The sequence below is a fragment of the Mesocryomonas fontinalis genome (assembly GCF_055730125.2).
The window spans coordinates 178,153-199,161 of record NZ_JBUZWG020000004.1 but is presented as its reverse complement, the minus strand read 5'-3'; the positions used below and the strand labels follow the sequence as shown (position 1 = coordinate 199,161).

Below are 21,009 nucleotides of genomic sequence, written 5' to 3'. Positions count from 1 at the left end.
GCGGCGTGGATCGGCGATCAAAGAGTGATCCTTCATGACCTCATCGACCTCCGCTGCCAATGATACGAGCGCCACACCGTCGCTGACCTTATCCGACGGGCCGCTGCATGCGGTCCTGACACCGGCCGCGCAGCAGGAGATTGCCCGTCTGCTGCCGGAGTTTCTCGGTCGGCAGCGCTGGTTCTCCGGCCGCAACCGCGGCGAGGGCGTGACCGAGCTGAAGGTGCTCGGCGTGCCCGCGCCGGGCGATGGCCGCCATCTCCTGACGGAGACGGTGACACGCACCGCAGCCGGCGAGCAGCGATATCTGCTGCCGCTCAGCACGCGGTTCGACGAAGGGCACGACGGGGCGGCCAGCTTGCCGCACCGCCTGACGGCAATCGACCAGGGCATGCGGCCGGGCTCCCTGATCGACGGCACCCGCGATCCGGCCTTTGCCGCCATCGTCACCGCTCTCATCGCCGATGGCCGCGATGTCGACCTCGGCAATGGCCGGCTCGAGATCATCGCCTCGCCGCTGGCCCGCGATGTCCTGGAGCGCGCCCGCGCCGTCGCCCCGGAGCGCATCCGGGTGATCTCGGGCGAGCAGTCGAACACCTCGATCCTCATCGGCGACGTCGGCGTGCTGAAGTTCTACCGCTTGCTGCGCGACGGCGTGCAGCCGGAGCTCGAGGTGACGCGCTTCCTGACAGACCACACCGACTTCACCGGCACGCCGGCGCTGTTCGGCTCGATCGAACTCGTGCGGCCGGACGGCACGCGCGCCGCGGTCGCCGCGATGTTCAAGCTGGCGGAGAACCAGGGCGACGCCTGGACGGTGGTCACCGAGGCACTGGCGGCGTCGCTCGCCGCCGGCACGGCCGGTGCTGGCGACGACGGTCACGGCACTGTCGTCGGCCGCCGCACCGGCGAGATGCACGCAGCGCTCGCCACCGTGACGGGGGATGCGGACTTCGATCCCGAGCCGGTGGATGCCGCAGCGCTCGCCCATTTCGTCGGCGGCGCCAAGGCCGGGGCGGCCGAGTCACTCGGTGTTCTCAGGCAGATCCGCGGTTCCGTCGGCGGCGAGGTGGCGCCCGATATCGACCGCCTGCTCGCGGCCGAGCCTGCCATCATTGCGTGGTTCGACGGGTTTGCCGGCACCACGATCGCCAGCCATCGAACCCGGATCCACGGCGACTACCATCTCGGCCAGCTGCTGGTCTCCGGCGACGACGTGGTGATCCTCGACTTCGAGGGCGAGCCGGGCGCGCCGCTGGAGGAACGCCGGGAGAAGTCCTCGCCGCTGCGCGACGTCGCGGGCATGCTGCGCTCGTTCGACTACGCGGCCTTCGCGGCGCTCGACCAGGCGGTGCCGGTGACGGATCCCGCCTACGACACGCGGCGGGCGATGGCGGCGGCGTGGCGTGACGAGGTCAGCGCCGCCTTCCTGTCCGCCTGGAGCGAGGCTTCCGGCCTGTCGCTGGACGACGAGGGATCGGCGCAGCTGCTGGATCTCTTCATCCTGCAGAAGGCGTTCTACGAACTGAAGTACGAGGCGGCGTCGCGCCCGGCTTGGCTGTCGATCCCGCTGCGCGGCATCATTTCCCTTCTCGAAAAACGACAGGTTCTGTGATGAACATCACCGCCACGACCCCGAAGACCCCCGAGCATCGCCCGAATGAGTGGGAGGCGCAGGAAATCGCGCGCGGCACGCACGGCGACCCGTTCGCCATTCTCGGCCCGAAGTTTTCCGATGGCGGCGCGATCGTCCGGGCGTTTCGGCCGGGCGCCGATACGGCAGCCGTCGTAGACGCCTCCGGCAAGGTGCTGGGCAAGCTCGATCCCGTGCTCGGCGAGGGCTTTCACTCCGGCTACGTCGCCGGTTTGAAGCAAGGCGAAACCTATCGCTTCAAGTTCACGCATGGCGCAGACGAATGGCTCGAGGACGATGCCTATCGTTTCGGCCCGATCCTTGGCGAACTCGACGTCTATCTCCTCGCGGAAGGCTCGCACTCGCGCCTGTATGAGAAGTTCGGCGCACACCCGACCGAGATGGACGGCATCGCCGGCACCAGCTTTGTCGTCCTGGCGCCCGATGCCCGCCGCGTGTCGGTAGTCGGCAACTTCAACTCCTGGGACGGCCGCCGCAACGTCATGCGCAAGCGGCACGAGTGCGGCTGCTTCGAGATCTTCATCCCCGGCATCGGCCGCGGCGAGGTTTACAAGTTCGAGATCATCGGCCCGCATGGCGAGGTCCTGCCGCTGAAGCAGGATCCGGTGGGCTTCCTGCAGGAAGAGGCGCCGGCCACCGCGTCGATCGTCGACGGGCTGGTGCAGCACGACTGGAAGGACCAAGCCTTCACGTCGAAGCCGCGCGACTGGCAGGATGCCGGCAAGCCGGTGTCGATCTACGAGGTGCATCTCGGCTCCTGGCGCCGCGGCGACGGCGACACCATGCTGGACTACGACCAGATCGCCGGGCAGCTGGTGCCTTACGTCAAGGAGATGGGCTTCACCCACGTCGAACTGATGCCGGTGTCCGAGCATCCGTTCTATGGCTCTTGGGGCTATCAGCCGATCGGCCTCTACGCCACGACGTCGCGCTACGGCTCGCCGGAGGCATTTGCGCGCCTTGTCGACGCCCTGCACCAGGCTGATATCGGCGTGCTGCTGGACTGGGTGCCGGGACACTTCCCGACCGACATTCACGGTCTGGCGCGTTTCGACGGCACGGCGCTGTACGAGCATCCGGATCCGCGGCGCGGCTTCCACCAGGACTGGAACACGCTGATCTACGACTACGGTCGGACCGAGATCAAGAATTTCCTCGTCTCCAACGCGCTGTTCTGGCTCGACCGCTTCCACATCGACGGCCTGCGCGTCGATGCCGTCGCGTCGATGCTCTACCTCGACTATTCCCGCAAGGAGGGCGAGTGGGAGCCCAACATCCATGGCGGTCGCGAGAACCTCGAGGCCATCGCCTTCCTGAAGGAGACCAACGAGAAGGTCGGCGGCTACTATCCGAATGCCACGACGCATGCGGAGGAATCGACGTCCTTCCCGGACGTCTCGCGGCCGACCTATGCCGGCGGCCTTGGCTTCCACTTCAAGTGGAACATGGGCTGGATGCACGACACCTTGCACTACATGCAGGAAGACCCGGTCAACCGCCGCTACCACCACCACCACATGACCTTCGGCATGGTCTACGCCTATTCCGAGAACTTCATCCTGCCGCTCAGCCATGACGAAGTGGTCTACGGAAAGGGCTCGCTGCTCGACAAGATGCCGGGCGACCGCTGGCAGAAGTTCGCGAACCTTCGCTCCTATCTCGGCTTCATGTGGAGCCATCCGGGCAAGAAGCTGATCTTCATGGGCGGCGAGTTCGCCCAGCAGAAGGAGTGGAACCACGACCAGTCGCTCGACTGGCACCTGCTCGACGATCCCGCGCATGCCGGCATGCAGCGGCTGGTGCGCGACCTCAACACGCTCTACCGCGAGATCCCGGCGCTGCACGAACTGGATTGCGATCCGGCCGGCTTCGAGTGGATCGACACCCAGAACGCCGAGGAGAGCGTCATCGCCTTCCTGCGCAAGGATGCGCTGGGCAATCCGGTGCTGATCGTCTCCAACTTCACGCCGGTGCCGCGCCATGGATATCGGATCGGCGTGCCGATCGCCGGCGAGTGGGTCGAGCGCATGAACACCGACGCCGACCTCTACGGCGGCTCGAACGTCGGCAACATGGGCGCCAAGACGGCGGACGAATGGTCGGTCAACGGCCGGCCCTACTCGCTGTCGCTGACCTTGCCGCCGCTGTCGACCATCGTGCTGGTTTCGGCCTCCGCGGCGGCCTGACGGCGTCGTATCATCGTCGAGGAAAATGGGGCGCCCTTTAGGGTGCCCCTTTTTAATGACCTCTACCGGTGCTCCAAGTCTTAGAATGCGGCTGCCATTCCGAGATCGCCGCTGGACACGGCGAGGCCGTTTCGCCCGGCCCGCTTCGCTCGGTAAAGCGCTTCGTCGGCTTCTCGGAGAAGGTCATCGAGATCCAGCGGCTGCGGGGGGATGGCGAGACCGGCGCTTACCGTTGCGCCGACCGGTCGTCCGGCAACTTCCTGCGCCGCTGCTGCGAAGTCCCGGATGATGGACAGCGCCTTTCGGCGGGCTGTGCTCTCGGTATCGCCCGGCAGCAGCACGGCGAACTCCTCCCCGCCGAGACGGCCGAAAAGGTCGGCAGGTGTGAGTTGCGCCTGCGCCACGCGGCAGAAGAGCTTCAGGATTTCGTCGCCCACTGCATGTCCGTACCGGTCGTTGATCTGCTTGAAATGATCGAGATCGAAGATCAGGGCGGCCACCGCGCCACGCGTCGCGATCTCGCGCCGGGCTTGTTCGGTGAAGGCGCGCCGGTTGGCGACACCGGTCAGGTAGTCGATCTGACATTCGGCGATCAGCAGCTTTTCGCTGCGCTCCCGCATCATCGCGAGGTAGAGGTAGGTCGTGACGACGATGAACATCACCGCCTCGAACATCACGATGGCCATCGGCAAGCTGCCCGACCGCAGCGGATCGGCTGGGCTGGAGAAGATCGGAAGTGTCGCGATCCGGGCGAGGTAGACGGAGCTGTGCAGGAGAAAGGCCCATCCGGCCTGGCGCGTCGCGGCAAGACCTTCGCGCGACGTGAGGAAACAGCTGGCGGTGCCGACGCTATAGGCCGCGATGAGCGCCGAACTCAGAAGAATGCGCAGATCGACGTCGGCGGCAAAGCTTGGGAGGGTCCAGGCCATCAGCCAGACCAAGACGCCCCCGAGCAGCAGAGGGACCGGGACGCGCTGGCCGGTGAACTGCGCTGCGGCATGCCATATCATCCCATAGCCGGCGATCAGGACGGCATTCGACAGCCCGATCCCGATCGTGACGAGACCAAGCGCGCGCAGACTGCTGAGAAGGCCGGCCACCGCGATCGTGAGATAGCTGAAGCTCCACCACAGCAGCGGCCGGGAACGCTGCCGCTGCCACTCCAGGGCCATTCTTCCGGCGGCCAGAAGGCTGATCCCGCACATCAGGTAGAACAGCGTCGGAACGTGTATCTGCATCGAGTTCGCCAGGCGTTGCCACTTTTATCCGGCCAGAATCGCGTGACTGGGTCGGCTGACCCTGTCGGGACAAGACGGTCATCGGATCTCTGTTGGGTAACTCACCCCATCGCAGACTTGTTCTAGCGCCAGATGCGCAAAAGTTCCTTTAAGATGCGGGTCTGTCGTCCTGCAGCCCGCCAACCGTCTCCATCTCGACGGGAACGACGTCGACGCTGTGCCGGCTTTTCTGCGGGCCGGAGGTGACGAAGAAGCCGCCGATCGGGGCGACGTCGGCGTAATCGCGGCCGATGGCGACCTCGATATGGTCGGCGCCGGTGACGACGCCATTCGTCGGGTCGAAGCCGACCCAGCCGGTCTCCACGCCGAGCCAGACCTTGATCCAGGCATGCATGGCGTCGGCGCCCTCGAGCCTCGGCCGTCCCGGCGGCGACAAGGTGCGGAGGAAGCCGCTGACATAGGCGGCGGGAATGCCGAGTGCCCGGAGCCCGGCAATGCCGAGATGGGCGAAATCCTGACAGACGCCGCGGCGGGTGCGGAACACCGTCTCGACCGGCGTGTCGATGCGGGTGGAGCCGGGCGCATACGTGAAATCGTCGTAGATCTGGCGGGTCAGGAACAGCACTGCATCGCCGCCGGGGCTCGCCGGGGCGAGGGGGGCGCCGAGATAGGTGCCGATCTCCGCCGACCGCCGCACCAGCCGGCTCGAGGCCAGGAAATGCACCGGGCTGAGGGGGCCGAAGTCGCGGCTGCGGAGCGCGGCGGCGCCGATGTCCGCGAGCGTCGGCGTGGCGCCGAGATCGGGCGTTTCCGGCTCGACGCGCACCCGGGCGCGCATCTCGACACTCAGCCGCTCGTGCGCCTTGCGCAGCAGGACATGGTCGATCTCGTTGCCGAAGAAATCAGGCTCGGTGCTGTGCTCCTCGGCCTGCGGCAGCACGTTCAACGACTGGGCAATCGTGGTCTGGCCGGCGCCATCGCGCAGCCGGATGCGCAGGACGTGGCGCGCGTCCTTGACGGCCGACGGGTAGACGGACGCGATCTTCAGGGTGATGTCGTAGATCATTCGTGATCGAACCGTTCGACCGTTTCACCGGGGTCAGAGGCGAAATAGCGCTGCGTCAGAAGATCGGAAATGTCGGAGAAGTCGCCGGCGGCCCGTTGCAGGAAGGCCTCGTCGACCTCCGTCGGCCCGGCCGTCGCCAGCCGTACCTGCAGGCGCGCGATCCGCCGCGCCAACTGGTCGAGCGTCTCGCCGGCGACGACGCCCGGCAGCTCGCCGATGGCCCGCTTCAGCGAGTTCACCTGGTAGGCGACGGAGCGTGGATTGGCCGGGTCGAGGACGGCAAGGTCCAGCACCGTCTCGCGCGAAAGGGTCACGGTATAGCGGCGGCGATAGGTGACGCGGCTGTCGGTGAACTCCAGCAAGACTTCGAAGGCGCCCTCGGGCACCTCGCCAGCGGTGACGGCGGCGGCGATCGCGGCGGTCATCGCGCCGCGCTCGATCCGCCGCCCGCATTTCAGGAAACGCCAGCCGGCGAACTGGTACATGTTCTCGCGCACCAGTCCGGTGAAGCCCGAGAGCCGGGTCATCACCTGGCTGGTCAGCGCGATGAGGTCCTCGTCGCCGCCGTGCTGCGTCGCTTCGTCGAGGAGGTCGACGATCTCGCTCAGCGTCCGCCAGCCGTCCGGGGAAAACCGGTCGCGGATGCGCGAGGCGGTGCTCAGCGCCGAGCGCGACAGTTTCAGGAGGCCGGCGGCCGGGTGCGCTGCGGCGACATCGACGCCGACCCGCTGCAGCAACTGGGCGACGCGCCGGTCGACGAGCCCCTGCCGGGCCGATTCCGGCTGGCGCGACGCGTAGAGCCGCAAGAGCCGTGTCGCGACTTCCGTGCGCTCGGTGTAGCGGCCGAGCCAGAACAGGTTGTCGGCAGCGCGGGCCGGCAAGGCGCCCGGACGCCGGCGCAGGAAGTTGCCGGTCGGTGTCTCGCCGAGCAGCGTCAACGGCTCATCGTCGGTATCGGAGGTCACCCAGACATCGGTCGAACGCCCGCCCGCCTGCATCGACACCGCCTTGGCGTCGGTCTCGTCGGAAACCCGGGCGAAGCCGCCGGGCATGACGTGCCAGCCGGTCGCGTCGCGGGCAAGGAACACGCGCAGCGTCACCGGCCGGGCCACCAGTGCGTCGTCGAGGAAGACCGGTGCGGTCGAGAGCGCGACGAGCTCCTGGCCGACGACCCCTGTTCCGCCGGCATCGAGCTCGGCGGCAAGACGGTCCAGCCGGTTGCCCGGCGGCGGATCGGAGGCGTGCGGGAAGGCGTCGGCGAGCGCCAGCCGGTGGCGGTTGCGCGAGACGTGGTCGCGTTCCTCCGCCTGGCCGCACCACCAGGTGGCGATGGTCGGCAGCTCCAGCGCTTCGCCGATCAGCGCCTTGGCGAGAGCCGGCTGGAAGGCGAGGAGGGCGCGCGTCTCAAGAATGCCGGAGCCTAGCGCATTGACCATCTGCAGCGAGCCGGCGCGGATCGCCCGCAACAGGCCCGGTGTGCCGATGCGCGAGCGCTGGAACAGCTCCAGCGGATCGGCGAAGTCCGAGTCGAGGCGGCGCCACAGCACCTTCATCGGCTCGAAGCCGTCGACGGTGCGAACCTCGACGGCGTCGTCGTTGACCACGAGGTCGCCGCCTTCGAGCAGCAGGAAGCCAAGATAGCGCGAGAGATAGGCGTGCTCGAAATAGGTCTCGTTCATCGGGCCGGGGGTCAGGACGCCGATGCGCTCGGTGCCGTCCTGGTTCAGCCGGAGGAGGGACTGGCGGAAGCGCTGGAAGAAGCCGGCAAGCCGCTGCACCCGCATGTCGGCATTGAGATCGGGAAAGGCGCGCGAGGTGGCGACTCGGTTCTCCAGCGCGAAGCCGGCGCCGGACGGCGCCTGGGTGCGGTCGCCGAGCACCCACCAGCGCCCGTCCGGCCCGCGGCCGAGGTCGATGGCGATGAAGCGGATCAGCGGATCGCCAGCCAGGCCCTGGTCGGCGATCGGCCGCAGGAATTCGGGGTTCTCGCCGACGATCACCGCCGGCAGCGTGCCGTTGGCGAGCAGCGTCCGCGCGCCATAGAGGTCGCCGACCAGCGCCTCGAGGAAGCCGGCGCGCTGCACGAGGCCGCGTTCGAGCGCCGCCCATTCCGCCGCGCCGAGGATCAGCGGCGGGAAAGTCAGCGGCCAGCTGCGCTCGTCACGCTCAGCCTCGCCGGTGCCGCCATAGACGCGGTAGAAGACGCCGGCCTCGCGCAGGTACTGGCGGGCGCTGCGCACCCGGCCGGCGCGGTCGGACGCGGTCATCGCCGCGAGCGCCTCGGCGAGCGGGCGATAGTGCGGCCGGATGCTGCCATCGGCCGCCAGCATCTCGTCGTAGACTCCCGCCGGCGGGTGGTAGCCCGCCAGCAGCGCGTCGAGCGCCAGGCCCTCTCGGGAAGCGGCGTCGTTCATGGGTTGCCCGTCATCCTGTTCAGACCGCAAGGCTCGCCGGACGGCGCAGATCCAGCGTCGTCGGGAAGGACGGGTCGGGGATCTCGAGGACCGGCGCGTAGTGCCCCGGCGTGTGGCCGATGTCCTCGAACCGCGCCAGCCGGCGCGCCTCCGCCTCGTTGGCGTTGACCGGGAAGGTCTCGTAGTTGCGCCCGCCGGGATGGGCGACGTGGTAGACGCAGCCGCCAAGCGAGCGCTGCGACCAGCGATCGTAGATGTCGAACGTCAGCGGTGCGTGCACTGGGATGGTCGGGTGCAGGCCCGAAGCCGGCTGCCACGCCTTGAAGCGCACGCCGGCCACCGCGTCGCGGCCGTTGCCGACCGGCGTCAGCGGCACCTGACGGCCGTTGCAGGTGACGATGTGGCGGGCCGGATCGAAGCCGGTGAGCTTTACTTGCAGCCGCTCGACCGAGGAGTCGACGAAACGCACCGTTCCGCCGATCGCGCCGGTCTCGCCCATGACGTGCCAGGGCTCCAGCGCCTGCCGCAGCTCCAGCGCGATGCCCTCGCGCTCGATCTTGCCGCAGAACGGGAAGCGGAACTCGGCCTGCGCCTCGAACCATTCCGGCCGGATGGCAAAGCCCGAGCGGCCGAGATCGGCGAGAACGTCGAGGAAGTCCTGCCAGAGGAAGGCGGGCAGCATGAAGCGGTCGTGCAGCGTCGTGCCCCAGCGGGCGAAACGGCCAGACTGCGGCTCCTTCCAGAATTTCGCGACCAGCGCCCGTACCAGCAGCTGCTGGGCAAGGCTCATGCGCGCGTCTGGCGGCATCTCGAAGCCGCGGAATTCGACGAGGCCAAGGCGCCCCGTCGGGCCGTCCGGCGAGTAGAGCTTGTCGATGCAGATCTCGGAGCGGTGGGTGTTGCCGGTGACGTCGACGAGGAGGTTGCGGAACAGCCGGTCGGTGAGCCACGGCAAGGGCGCTGCGCCTTCGCCCGGCAGCGGCACCTGCGCCATCGCGATCTCGAGCTCGTACAGCGCGTCGTACCGCGCCTCGTCGACGCGCGGCGCCTGGCTGGTCGGCCCGACGAACAGGCCGGAGAAGAGGTAGGAGAGCGAGGGATGGCGCTGCCAGTGCAGCACCAGCGACTTCAACAGGTCCGGCCGGCGCAGGAAGGGCGAGTCCGTCGGCGTCGCGCCGCCGACGACGACGTGGTTGCCGCCGCCGGTGCCGGCATGCTTGCCGTCGATCATGAACTTGTCGGTGCCGAGCCGCGACAGCCGCGCCTCGTCATAGACGGTGCGGGTGATCTCGACGCATTCGCGCCAAGAGGCGGCAGGGTGGACGTTGACCTCGATGACGCCGGGATCCGGCGCCACGCGGATGACGTTGACGCGCGAATCGTGCGGCGGCTGGTAGCCTTCGATCACCAGCGGCAGACCGTGCTTCTCGGCGATCACCTCGACGGCCTGGAGGAGGTCGAGATAGGCCTCGAGCGATTCCAGCGGCGGCATGAAGACGCAGAGCTTGCCATCGCGCGGCTCGATCGAGATCGCCGTGCGCACCGCGCCAAAAATCTCCTCGTGCTTCTGTTCCGGCGCCTGCCATACCTCGGGGCTGGCGGCGAGGATGCTCGGCTGCTCGCGGCCGCGGCCGATCTCCTCGGGCGCCGCGAGCGGGCCCTGTTCGGCGGTCGGGTCGTTCGGGTGGATGTAGGGGTACTGCGCCGGCGGCACGTGCGGAAGCGCTCCGAGCGGCAGGCGGTAGCCGACCGGGCTGTCGCCGGGCATCAGGAAGAGCTGGCCGCGCCGCGTCGTCCAGCGCTCGGACATCCAGCGCACGGCCCGCGTCATGCCGGTGCCGCTCGCCTGCGACTGCCAGGCCTGCACGGGCAGCACGTAGCCGGAGGCCTTCGACAGGCCGCGGTCGAACACCCGGGCAAGGCGCGCGCGCTCCTCGGCATCGTCGAGCTTCGGATCGCTCGGCTCGACGTTCTCCGGCAGCTTCGCCTCGCGCGACATCCAGTAGGACGGGTCCTCGTAGGCGGCGGCGGCATAGGCCGGGTCGACGCCGAGTTCCATCGCGACTTCCCGCGTCAGCGTCTCGGCGTCGGCGAGCGACACCGGCGCCTCCGTCACCTCGCGGGCGATGAGGTTGGAATTGCGCCAGATCGGCAGGCCGTCCTTGCGCCAGTAGAGCGAGAAGGTCCAGCGCGGCAGCGTCTCGCCGGGATACCACTTGCCCTGGCCGTAGTGCAGGAAGCCGCCGGGCGCGAAACGGTCGCGCAGGCGGCGGATCAGGTCGTCGGCGAGCGCCCGTTTCTGCGGCCCGACCGCGGCGGTGTTCCACTCCTCGGACTGGAAGTCGTCGATCGAGACGAAGGTCGGCTCGCCGCCCATGGTGAGCCGCACGTCGTTGGCCGCCAGCTCTGCGTCGACCGCCTCGCCGAGCGCATCCAGCGCCTGCCAGCTCTCGTCGGAGAACGGGGCGGAGACGCGCGGCCGCTCGGCGATGCGCTCGACCGTCATCTCGAAGCCGAAGGTCACCTCGGCATAATCGACGCCACCGGAGATCGGCGCGGCCGAGCCGTAGTGAGGCGTCGCGGCGAGCGGCACGTGGCTCTCGCCGGTCATCAGGCCGGAGGTCGGGTCGAAACCGATCCAGCCGGCGCCCGGCAGATAGACCTCGGCCCAGGCGTGCAGGTCGGTGAAGTCGTGGTCGGTGCCGGCCGGCCCGTCGAGCGAGACGAGGTCGGGCTTCAGCTGGATCAGGTAGCCGGAGACGAAGCGCGCGGCAAAGCCGAGCTGGCGCATGATCTGCACCAGGAGCCAGGAGGTGTCGCGGCAGGAGCCGGAGGCGTTGGCGAGCGTCTCCTCCGGCGTCTGGACGCCCGGCTCCATGCGGATGAGGTAGTTGATCTTCTGGGCGAGCAGGCGGTTGAGCCCGACGAGGAAGTCGACCGTGTGCGTCTCGCTGCGGTCGAGCTCGGCCAGGAACTGGCGCAGCATTGGGCCCGCCGGCTCGGCGCCGAGATAGGCGGAGAGGTCGGTGCGCAGCGGCTCTTCATAGGCGAAGGGCCAAGCCTGGGCGGCATCCTCGACGAAGAAGTCGAAGGGATTGTAGACCGTCATGTCGGCGACGAGGTCGACCTCGATCTTGAACTCGGTCGCCGGGTCCGGGAAGACGAAGCGGGCGAGGTAGTTGCCGAACGGGTCCTGCTGCCAGTTGATGAAGTGGTTCTCCGGCGTCACCTTCAGCGAATAGGACGGCACCTTGGTGCGCGAATGCGGGGCAGGGCGCAGGCGGATGACCTGCGGACCCAGCCGGACCGGCCTGTCGTACTGGTAATGCGTGACGTGGTGGAGCGCGGCGAGGATCGACATCGGGCGAAGTCTTACCTTCTTCATCGGATTGTTCGCCGACGACCATAGCCGTTCACGTCCTCGCCGCAAGCAGGGGAAGGTGCACATCGTTCGCAGTTGCGAAAATAAGAGCTTTCCCCCCGGTTAGAACGGGGAACTACCGCCGACGCCTCACATTGAGGCGAGAAGAAGGTAGCCGATCCACCTTCCGTCCCGCCCTTCTCCGCCTTCCAGGGGAGCGCGATGACAGGGCTGTTGGGTTGGCCTCGAGGGTGCGGTCATGCAAGTTTTCGGCGAAGGTGAACCGACCCTATTATGCCCTACTGTCTGCACTGAGGCGGGGATGGCATGGCACGCCGCCGGATGGGGCCGCCCCGCCGCTCACGGAGCGGAAAGCCGATTGGCCGGCTGCAAGAGAATCCCGACTTCCGGCATTTTAAAGCGGGACACGCGCCGGTCATGACCCATGTAGGGTTCGGGGGCGGACCGATCGGACGCCGCGACCGATGCGGCATACGGGATGCCGGAACCGGATTTCCGCAGCGTGCCGGCGATCGCCGACCTCCTCAGATTCAGGCCGCATCCGCGGCGCAACAGATATCGGTCGCCTCCAGGGCACGCCGAGCAATGCCACGTCCTTCGTCGCCCCCAGTGGATGCGACGGAGGCTGGGAAAGGATGAACATGCCAGCGACAGAGAAGACGTTCTCACAAGCGACCTCGTGGGGAAGCCGCATTACCGAAACGGGTGCCGCCTTCCGCCTGTGGGCGCCGAATGTGGACACCATCGAACTCGTTGCCGAGCGGGCCGGCGAGCGTCGCTTCCTGCCGATGGACAAGCATGACGGCGGCTGGTGGCAGACCGAGACTGATACCGTCGCGATCGGCGAAGGTTATGGGTTCCGGGTCAACGGCGAGCAGGTGGTGCCCGACCCGGCGGCGCGGGCGCAGATGTCGGACGTGCATTCCTTGTCGCGGCTCGTCGATCCCAGCGCCTTCGAGTGGAAGTCGGCCGGCTGGAAGGGGCGGCCTTGGCACGAGACGGTGTTCTACGAGCTGCACACCGGCACCTTCACGCCCGAGGGTACGTTCGATGCCATCGTCGAGAAGCTCGACTATCTGAAAGGTGTCGGAATCACCGCGATCGAGCTCCTGCCCGTCGCGCAGTTCGGCGGCCAGCGCGGCTGGGGCTATGACGGCGTGCTCTTGTACGCGCCGCATGAGATCTACGGCGGTGCCGAGGGCCTGAAGCGGCTCGTCGACGCAGCCCACGAGCGCGGCCTGATGGTCTTCCTCGACGTCGTCTACAACCACTTCGGACCGGACGGGAACTACCTCAACGCCTACGCCCCGGAGTTCTTCCACCCCGAGATTCACACGGCCTGGGGGGCGGCGATCGCCTATGACGAGCCAGCGGTGCGCGAGTTCATGATCGAGAACGCGCTGTTCTGGCTCAATGAATACCGCATCGACGGCCTGCGCCTCGACGCCATCGATTCGATCCAGGACACGACCGACGTTCCGATCATCCGGGAGCTTGCCGCCCGGATCCGCGAGAAGATCACCGACCGCCACGTCCACATCACCAGCGAGGACGCGCGCAACATCACGTGGCACATCGAGCGCGACCCGAAGGGCGAGCCGCTGCTGATCAGCGGCGAGTGGAACGACGACTTCCACCATTGCGCCCACGTGCTGGCGACGCATGAGAACGAGAGCTACTACGCCGACTATTCGCGCAACAGCGTCAAGCAGATCGCCCGGTCGCTGGCCGAGGGCTTCGTGTTCCAGGGCGAGCACTCGCGCCACCGCGACGAGGATGTCGGCTTCCCCTCCGCGCATCTGCCGCCGACGGCTTTCGTCAACTTCATCCAGAACCACGACCAGATCGGCAACCGGGCGTTCGGCGATCGGCTGGTGGACCTGGCGTCGCGCCGGGTCGTGGAATGCCTGCAGGCGATCCTGCTTCTTTCGCCGCAGATCCCGCTGCTGTTCATGGGCGAGGAGTTCGGCGACACCAACCCGTTCTGTTTCTTCACCGATTTCGACGGAGAACTCGGCGATGCCGTGCGCGATGGCCGGCGGGCCGAGTTCAAGAAGTTCGATGCGTTCCGGGACGAGGCCAACCGCAAGCTGATCCCGGATCCGAACTCGGAGGCGACGTTCCGCTATTCGATGCTCGACTGGGAGATGGCCAAGCGGCCGACCTACCGCCGCCGCCTGTTCAAGGTCTCGGCCATCCTCAAGCTTCGGCACGAGTGCATCGTGCCGCTGCTGACGGACATCCCGCCGAACTGCGGCAGCCACTACATTTCCGACAACAGCTCGGCGTTCGTCGTGTCCTGGGTGCTGAAGGATGGCAACGTCCTGAAGCTGTTCGCCAATCTCGACGACGAGCCCTGGACTGTCCCCGACGTGCTGTCGACCGAGGATCGCTCCAGTGGCGAGCTGGTGTTCGCCTATCCCAAGCATGCCACCGAGGATCTGGCATCGGGGACCTTGCCCGGTCCATCCGTTATCTTCCGGCTGAGCCGCATGCTGCAAATTGCGGACACGACCCAGGAGGCATCGCATGATTGATCGGCTCGACAGGCTCGCCGAAAGCCATGGCATCCAGCTCGGTTTCATCTCCGAAATGGGCGAGCGGCAGGTCATCGGGGATCGCGCCAAGCGGTCGCTCCTGACCGCGCTGGGGGTTGATCTTGAGACCGGAGAGGAAGGCAGCTTCGACGAAGCCGGCGACAAGCCGACCTCGCGCTGCGCCATGCCGGAAAAAGTCAGCTCCCGTCGAAGCTGGGGCATTGCCTGCCAGCTCTATAGCTTGCGCTCGGACCGCAATCTCGGCATGGGCGATTTTCGGGATCTCGGCGACTTCGTCGAGATCGCCGCGTCGGTCGGTGCGAGTTTCGTCGGCGTCAATCCGCTGCACGCGCTGTTCATGGCCGATGCCGGTCGGTTCAGCCCCTATTCGCCGTCCAGCCGTCGGTTCATCAATCCGCTTTATATCGCGGTGGACGAGCTACCCGGCGGAGCGGAGGCGATCGCCCGGCTGCGGGAAAGCGAGCCGTCGGCCTTTGCCGTGCTCGATGGAGACCTCGTCGAGTACGTCGCCGTCGGTCTCCTGAAGAACCTCCTGCTGCGGGAGGTTTTCCTGCAGCAGCTTGAGGCTCTGCGCCACGACGAGGCGTTCAACGCCTATTGCGCTGGCGGCGGCGAGGCGCTGCGCGACTTCGCACTGTTCGAGGCGATCTCCGCGCGGCAGGTCGCGAGCGGCGCCTATGCCGGCTGGCATTCCTGGCCCGAGGCATTGCGCAGCCGCGATTTGCCGGCGGTGCACACGCTGGAGGCGGAAGCGGGCGACGAGATCCTGTTCCACCTCTGGCTGCAGTACACCGCCGAGGAGCAGCTGGCGGAGGCGCAGCGCCGCGCCAAGGCCACCGGCATGAGCATCGGGCTCTACCTCGACCTCGCCGTCGGGGTCTCGCCGGACGGCGCGGAGACCTGGAGCGATCCGGCGCTGACCGTCGGCGCCGCCCGCGTCGGCTCGCCGCCCGACATGTTCAACTCTTCCGGACAGGACTGGGGCCTCGCCCCGCTGTCGCCGAAGGCATTGGCGGAGCGGGACTACCGGCCGCTCGGCGAATCCTTCGATGCGCTCACCCGGCATGCCGGCGCGGTTCGCATCGACCACGTCATGGGCCTGGCGCGGCTCTGGTGGATCGCCGAGGGGCACAAGTCGGCCGAGGGCGGCTATGTCCGCTATCCGCTCGGCAAAATGCTCGACACCATCGCCGAGGCCTCCAACCGCAATGACTGCCTCGTCATCGGCGAGGATCTCGGCACGGTCCCGCCGGGCTTCCGGGCGACGCTGAGCGAGGCGAACCTCCTGTCCTACCGCGTGCTCTATTTCGAGCGTCGGGATGTCGAGTTCCTGCCGACCTCGTCCTATCCGGAACTCTCGCTCGCGTGCGTCTCCACCCACGACCTGCCGACGCTGAAGGGCTGGTGGCTCGGGACCGATCTCGATCTGCGGGCCGAGACCGGACGGCAGAATGCCAAGCGCACCGAGGAGCAGCGCGAGGAGCGCAAGCGCGACCGTCGCATGCTGATCGGCGCCCTGAAGGAAGCCGGCGTCCTGCCCGAGGCCTACGACCGCGTGGCCAGCGGCGAGGATCCGCTGCCGGTGACGCTGGCACAGGACATCGCCGATGCCGTGCACCGCTTCCTCGCCCGCGCGCCGAGCCTCCTGGTGACCGTGCAGATCGAGGACATGACGGGCTCCGAGCGCCAGCCGAACCTGCCCGGCACCACCGACGAATACCCCAACTGGCGCATCCGCTCCGCCGTAAAACTGGAGGACCTCGCTGAAGACGGCGGTTTCCAGTCGATCGCCCGGGCCATGCGCGACGAACGACCGGAGACCGTATGAGCCGCCAGCTGATCGCCACCTACCGCCTGCAGTTCCGCGAGGGAACCGGTTTCGATACCGCGCGGGACCTCGCGCCTTACCTGAAGACCCTCGGCGTCAGCCATCTCTACGCCTCGCCGGTGTTCGCGGCCTCGCCGGGCTCGACGCACGGCTATGACGTCATCGACTACAACCGCTTCGAGGAAGACCTCGGCGGCGATGCCGGCTTCCTCGAGATGAGCGATGCGCTGTCCGGCCAGGACATCGGCCTCATCCTCGACTTCGTGCCGAACCACATGGGCGTCAGCCCGGAGAACGCCTGGTGGGAGGACGTGCTCGCCTGGGGCCAGGAGAGCCGCTACGCCAACACCTTCGACATCGCCTGGGATGCCGAGAAGGTGCTGATCCCGGTGCTGTCGAAGCCCTATGGCGAGGCGTCGATGGACGGCGACCTCTCGGTGGTGCTCGACCGCGAACGCGCCCGGCTGCGCTTCGACGCGGCAGGCTACGAACTGCCGCTCGATCCGCGCACGCTCGGCCACGTCTTCGGCTTCCTGGAGCATGCCGAGCGCGACCGCCTGGTGCGCCGATTCTCGGTCGCCACCGCGATCGAGGGCGAGGAACTGACCGAGCGGCTGCGCGAGCACCTCGGCGACGAGAGCTTTGCCGCGGCGCTCGACGCCGCCGTGCGCGAGATCAATGCCGACCAGAGCGCGCTCCACGCGCTGCACGAGGCCCAGGTCTGGCGCCTCGCCTGGTGGCGGACGGCACGCGAGAAGCTGACCTATCGCCGCTTCTTCGAGATCGCCGACCTCATCGGCGTGCGCCAGGAACTGCGCCACGTCTTCCGCGACTCGCACCGCACGGTGATCCGGCTGGCCCGCGAGCGGCGACTGGACGGCATCCGGATCGACCATGTCGACGGCCTCGCCGACCCCAAGAACTACCTGCTCGACCTGAAGCAGGCGTTCCAGTCGGTGCGCCGCGATCCGGTCATCTACGTTGAGAAGATCCTCACCGGCGAGGAGCGCCTGCGCACCTCCTGGGAGATCGCCGGCACCACCGGTTACGAGTTCATAACCGCGCTGGCGGGTCTCTATGTCGACCCCGACCAGGAGGAGGGGATGACACGGGGCTATGCGCATTTCATCGGCGAGGACGAGGATCTCCGTCAGATGATCCTGCGCCAGAAACGCTCGATCTTCTCGCGCAACCTTGCGGGCGAACTCGCCTACCTCACCGGCGAAGCGCTCAGTGTCGCAAGCCGTGGGCTCGCGACACGCGACCTCGGCCCGGACACGATCTCGCGGTCGATCATCGAGGTGGCCTCGGCACTGCCGGTCTATCGGACCTATGTCGGCGTCGACGGCGTGCCGAAGGGCGACGCGAAGATCATCGACGATGCCGTCGCGCTCGCCAAATCGCAGCGCGAGGTCGAGGCGGACGAGCCGATCGAGTTCATCGGCCGGCTCCTGAAGCTCGACTTCGACGACGGCCGGGACGTTGCCGGCGCGCTGAACTTCACGCGCCGCTTCCAGCAGACCACCGGCGCCGTCATGGCGAAGGCCGTCGAGGACACCGTGTTCTTCCGCTACAATCGGTTGATTGGTCTCAATGAGGTGGGCGGCGAGCCGGATCACTACGGCGCGGGCGTCGAGGCCTTCCACGAGGCCATGGCGATCCGCACCGAGGACCAGCCGGAAGGCCTGCTGGCCACCTCGACGCACGACACCAAGCGCGGCGAGGATGCGCGGGCCCGTATCTACACGCTGAGCGAGGCGCCGAAGCGCTGGTCGGTGCTGGTCGAGGGATTTGCGGAAAGCATGGGCGCCTATCGCCAGCCGATCGAGGAGAGCCTCGATTCGCCGGATGCCGCCAGCGAGTGGATGTTCTACCAGTCGCTGCTCGGCGTGCTGCCGGCGGATTTCGATCCGGCGGATGCCGTCGCCCGCAAGGCGATCGGCGAGCGGCTCTGCGTCTTCATGGAAAAGGCGGTGCGCGAGGCGAAGCGTTACACCTCGTGGACCTCGCCGGCCGAGCCCTACGAGTCGGCTCTCAAGGCCTTCGTCGAGGCAGCGCTCGACAGCGAGGCGACGGACGACTTCCTCGCGGACTTCTGGACCTCGGTTCAGCCGTTCGTGGCGGCCGGCGCCCTGACCTCGTTGTCGCAGACCTTGATCAAGATGACCGCGCCGGGCGTGCCGGACATCTACCAGGGCACCGAGTTCTACGACCTCAGTCTCGTCGATCCCGACAACCGGCGGAAAGTCGACTTCAAGGCCTGTGCAGCAGCGGCGGCGACCGACAACGTCGCCATCTCCGACATGCTGGCGGACTGGCGGAGCGGTGCGGTGAAGGCGAAGATCATCTTGGCGGGCGTTGCCGCGCGGGTGGCATCGCCGACCCTCTACACCACCGGCGCCTATGTGCCGTTGGCGATCGAGGGTAGCGCGGCGCGCCATGTCGTCGCTTTTGCGCGGGTCGAGGACGGCAAGGCATCGATCACCATCGCGCCGCGCCTCTGCCTCAGCCTGCTCGAAGGCGCCGAGGGCCTGCAGCCATCGGCAGCGCAGTGGGGCGACACGGCCGTGGTGCTGCCGAAGGAGCTTGCCGGTATGACCTGGCGCAATTCGCTGGGGACGGGCCGTATAGGTCCGGCCGACAAGTTGAAGCTCGCCGACCTGCCGGATGGCCTGCCTTTCGCCCTGATGATCTCCCAGTAGGGATCGGCTCCCGAAGCAACCTCTGAGCGGGTCGACTGGCCTGAACAGGGGTTGCTCGGATCAAAAACTCGGGAGCGTCCTTCGTTCATCGATTGGGATGGGCAGCGCTGTAGCCGGCCCCACCGGCGGCCAACCGTAACGGGAAACTGCCATGCCGATACGCGCCACTGTCTGGAACGAGTTCGCGCATGAGCGTGAGAACGAGACCGTCCGGGTGATCTACCCCAACGGCATCCACCGGATCATCGCCGGCGCGCTGGCCGCCGACGCAGAGATCATCCCGGCGACGGCTACCCTCGATGAGCCCGAGCACGGGCTAACCGCCGAGCGACTGGCGGCGACCGACGTGCTGCTCTGGTGGGGGCACAAGGCGCATGCCGACGTGGACGACGCGATCGTCGAGCGGGTGGCGCAACGCGTCTTCGAAGGCATGGGGCTGATTGTCCTGCACTCCGGGCATTTCTCGAAGATCTTCAAGCGGATGATGGGGGCTCCGTGTTCGCTGCGATGGCGCGAGGCGGGCGAGCGCGAACGGCTCTGGGCGATTAACCGCTCGCACCCGATCGTCCAGGGGATCGGCGATCATATCGAACTGCCGAATTCGGAGATGTACGGCGAGCCCTTCCTGATCCCCGAGCCGATGGAGACGGTGTTCATCTCCTGGTACCAGGGCGGCGAGGTCTTTCGCTCCGGGGTCACCTACCAGCGTGGCGCCGGGCGGATCTTCTATTTCGGCCCGGGCCACGAGACCTACCCGATCTACCACGACCCGAAGATCCAGCAGGTGCTGCGCAACGCCGTGCGCTGGGCACACAACCCGGTGCCCGCCTGGAGCGACGTCTCGGCGGCGCCGAACGTGCCTGTCCATCAGGCGCTCGAGCCGATCGAGCAGCGTGGCGGCTCGCTCCACCAGCCGGGCGTAAAGGGTTTCCGGTGAGCGACAAGCGGCTGCTGATCCTCGGCACGGGGGCGATGGCGCACCGGCATGCCGAGTTCTTCGCCGTTATCCCCGGCTGCGGCGTCGTCGCCGCCTGCGATATCGATGCCGGGCGCGCAAAGGCCTTTGCCGAGACCCACGGGATCGCGGCATCCTTCGGCAGTTTGGATGATGCGCTCGGCTGGAACGGTTTCGACGCCGCCGTCAATGTCACGCCCGATGCCGCCCACCAGCCGACGACCTTGAAACTGCTCGCTGCCGGCAAGGCGGTATTCTGCGAGAAGCCGCTGGCGCTGGACCATGCCGGCGCGCTGGCGATGACGGAAGCGGCCGAGGCCGCGGGCCTCGTCGCGATGGTCAACCTCACCTACCGCAACGCCCACGCCGTGCAGAAGGCGCGGCGAATGATCGACGCCGGCGAGATCGGCGAGATCCGCCATGTCTCGGCGAGCTATCTCCAGAGCTGGCTGACCGGAAAACATTGGGGCGATTGGCGCACCGACGAGCGCTGGCTCTGGCGCCTGTCAGCCGCGCACGGCTCGAAGGGCGTGCTCGGCGATATCGGCATCCACATCCTCGACTTTCTGACCTTCGGCACCGGCCTCGACGTCGCCAGCCTCTCCGCCCGCATGAAGACCTTCGACAAGGGCGGCGCGATCGGCGCCTACGGGCTCGACGTCAACGACAGCGTCGCGATGACGGCGGAGATGTCGAACGGCGCACTCGGCGTCGTCCACATGACCCGCTTTGCGACGGGCAAGCTGAATGATCTCGACCTCACCATTCATGGCGAGCGGGGTGCGCTGAGGATCTGGGCGAACCACGAGGCCTCGCGGCTCGAGGCCTGCCTTGGCCCCGATATCGAGACGCAGACCTGGCGGGCGGTGGACTGCCCGATAACGCCGACCAATGCCGAGCGTTTCGTGCTTGCGCTGTTGTCGGGCGAGAACGGCGAGCCGAGTTTTCGCCGGGCTGTCGATGTGCAGAAGCTGCTCGACTTGTGCTTCGTTTCGGACGCCGAGGGGCGGACCCTGCCGGTCTGAC

At 67.6% G+C, this 21,009-nt stretch carries 11 protein-coding genes; 7 read left to right on the top strand and 4 right to left on the bottom strand.

Translation table 11 applies throughout. From position 1 onward, the window contains the following. Positions 1 to 34 precede the first annotated feature (34 nt). Together ACZL02_RS11800 and glgB are read left to right on the top strand one after the other, a co-directional pair. Positions 35 to 1,615 (top strand): putative maltokinase, encoded by a 1,581-nt coding sequence (locus tag ACZL02_RS11800; protein ID WP_472939795.1) that lies wholly within the window; start codon positions 35 to 37, stop codon positions 1,613 to 1,615. Then, a complete protein-coding gene (gene glgB / locus ACZL02_RS11795) occupies positions 1,615 to 3,840 on the top strand; it encodes a 1,4-alpha-glucan branching protein GlgB (RefSeq protein WP_472939794.1) in 2,226 nt (741 codons plus the stop codon). The genes ACZL02_RS11800 and glgB overlap by 1 nt, the downstream gene beginning before the upstream one ends. An 80-nt stretch (positions 3,841 to 3,920) precedes the next feature. On the opposite strand, the gene ACZL02_RS11790 is transcribed toward glgB, so the two are convergent. The 4 genes from ACZL02_RS11790 to ACZL02_RS11775 form a co-directional block, all read right to left on the bottom strand. Further along, positions 3,921 to 5,078, bottom strand: a complete 1,158-nt coding sequence (locus ACZL02_RS11790; RefSeq protein ID WP_472939793.1) for a GGDEF domain-containing protein — start codon at positions 5,076 to 5,078, stop codon at positions 3,921 to 3,923. A 148-nt stretch (positions 5,079 to 5,226) separates the two neighbouring features. Then, positions 5,227 to 6,144, bottom strand: coding sequence for a transglutaminase family protein (locus ACZL02_RS11785; RefSeq protein ID WP_472939792.1), 918 nt, complete (start codon positions 6,142 to 6,144; stop codon positions 5,227 to 5,229). Beyond that, a complete protein-coding gene (locus ACZL02_RS11780; protein ID WP_472939791.1) occupies positions 6,141 to 8,558 on the bottom strand; it encodes a circularly permuted type 2 ATP-grasp protein in 2,418 nt (805 codons plus the stop codon). The genes ACZL02_RS11785 and ACZL02_RS11780 overlap by 4 nt, the downstream gene beginning before the upstream one ends. Before the next feature lie 19 nt (positions 8,559 to 8,577). After that, positions 8,578 to 11,919: a transglutaminase family protein gene (locus tag ACZL02_RS11775; protein ID WP_472940071.1), complete on the bottom strand. Its 3,342-nt coding sequence runs from the start codon at positions 11,917 to 11,919 to the stop codon at positions 8,578 to 8,580. Between the two features lie 662 nt (positions 11,920 to 12,581). Here ACZL02_RS11775 and treZ point away from each other — a divergent pair. The 5 genes from treZ to ACZL02_RS11750 all read left to right on the top strand — a co-directional run bounded on the left by treZ (position 12,582) and on the right by ACZL02_RS11750 (position 21,008). Next, the gene (gene treZ, locus ACZL02_RS11770; RefSeq protein ID WP_472939790.1) at positions 12,582 to 14,477 is read left to right on the top strand and encodes a malto-oligosyltrehalose trehalohydrolase; all 1,896 of its coding nucleotides are present in this window, start codon (positions 12,582 to 12,584) and stop codon (positions 14,475 to 14,477) included. Continuing rightward, positions 14,470 to 16,326, top strand: a complete 1,857-nt coding sequence (gene malQ, locus ACZL02_RS11765) for a 4-alpha-glucanotransferase (protein WP_472939789.1) — start codon at positions 14,470 to 14,472, stop codon at positions 16,324 to 16,326. The genes treZ and malQ overlap by 8 nt, the downstream gene beginning before the upstream one ends. Then, on the top strand, positions 16,323 to 19,028 hold the full coding sequence (treY, locus tag ACZL02_RS11760; protein WP_472939788.1) for a malto-oligosyltrehalose synthase: 2,706 nt from the start codon (positions 16,323 to 16,325) through the stop codon (positions 19,026 to 19,028). The genes malQ and treY overlap by 4 nt, the downstream gene beginning before the upstream one ends. Positions 19,029 to 19,179: 151 nt before the next feature. Then, complete coding sequence (locus ACZL02_RS11755) at positions 19,180 to 19,965, top strand: ThuA domain-containing protein (RefSeq protein ID WP_472939787.1); 786 nt, start codon at positions 19,180 to 19,182, stop codon at positions 19,963 to 19,965. Continuing rightward, the gene (locus tag ACZL02_RS11750; protein ID WP_472939786.1) at positions 19,962 to 21,008 is read left to right on the top strand and encodes a Gfo/Idh/MocA family protein; all 1,047 of its coding nucleotides are present in this window, start codon (positions 19,962 to 19,964) and stop codon (positions 21,006 to 21,008) included. Before ACZL02_RS11755 ends, ACZL02_RS11750 begins: the two co-directional genes overlap by 4 nt. The last annotated feature ends 1 nt before the right edge of the window (position 21,009 follow it).

Bases quoted from the DNA above. Each gene is read 5' to 3' on its own strand.
- ACZL02_RS11800 (WP_472939795.1), top strand. From the start codon at position 35: ATGACCTCATCGACCTCCGCTGCCAATGATACGAGCGCCACACCGTCG.
- glgB (WP_472939794.1), top strand. From the start codon at position 1,615: ATGAACATCACCGCCACGACCCCGAAGACCCCCGAGCATCGCCCGAAT.
- ACZL02_RS11790 (WP_472939793.1), bottom strand. From the start codon at position 5,078: ATGCAGATACACGTTCCGACGCTGTTCTACCTGATGTGCGGGATCAGC.
- ACZL02_RS11785 (WP_472939792.1), bottom strand. From the start codon at position 6,144: ATGATCTACGACATCACCCTGAAGATCGCGTCCGTCTACCCGTCGGCC.
- ACZL02_RS11780 (WP_472939791.1), bottom strand. From the start codon at position 8,558: ATGAACGACGCCGCTTCCCGAGAGGGCCTGGCGCTCGACGCGCTGCTG.
- ACZL02_RS11775 (WP_472940071.1), bottom strand. From the start codon at position 11,919: ATGTCGATCCTCGCCGCGCTCCACCACGTCACGCATTACCAGTACGAC.
- treZ (WP_472939790.1), top strand. From the start codon at position 12,582: ATGCCAGCGACAGAGAAGACGTTCTCACAAGCGACCTCGTGGGGAAGC.
- malQ (WP_472939789.1), top strand. From the start codon at position 14,470: ATGATTGATCGGCTCGACAGGCTCGCCGAAAGCCATGGCATCCAGCTC.
- treY (WP_472939788.1), top strand. From the start codon at position 16,323: ATGAGCCGCCAGCTGATCGCCACCTACCGCCTGCAGTTCCGCGAGGGA.
- ACZL02_RS11755 (WP_472939787.1), top strand. From the start codon at position 19,180: ATGCCGATACGCGCCACTGTCTGGAACGAGTTCGCGCATGAGCGTGAG.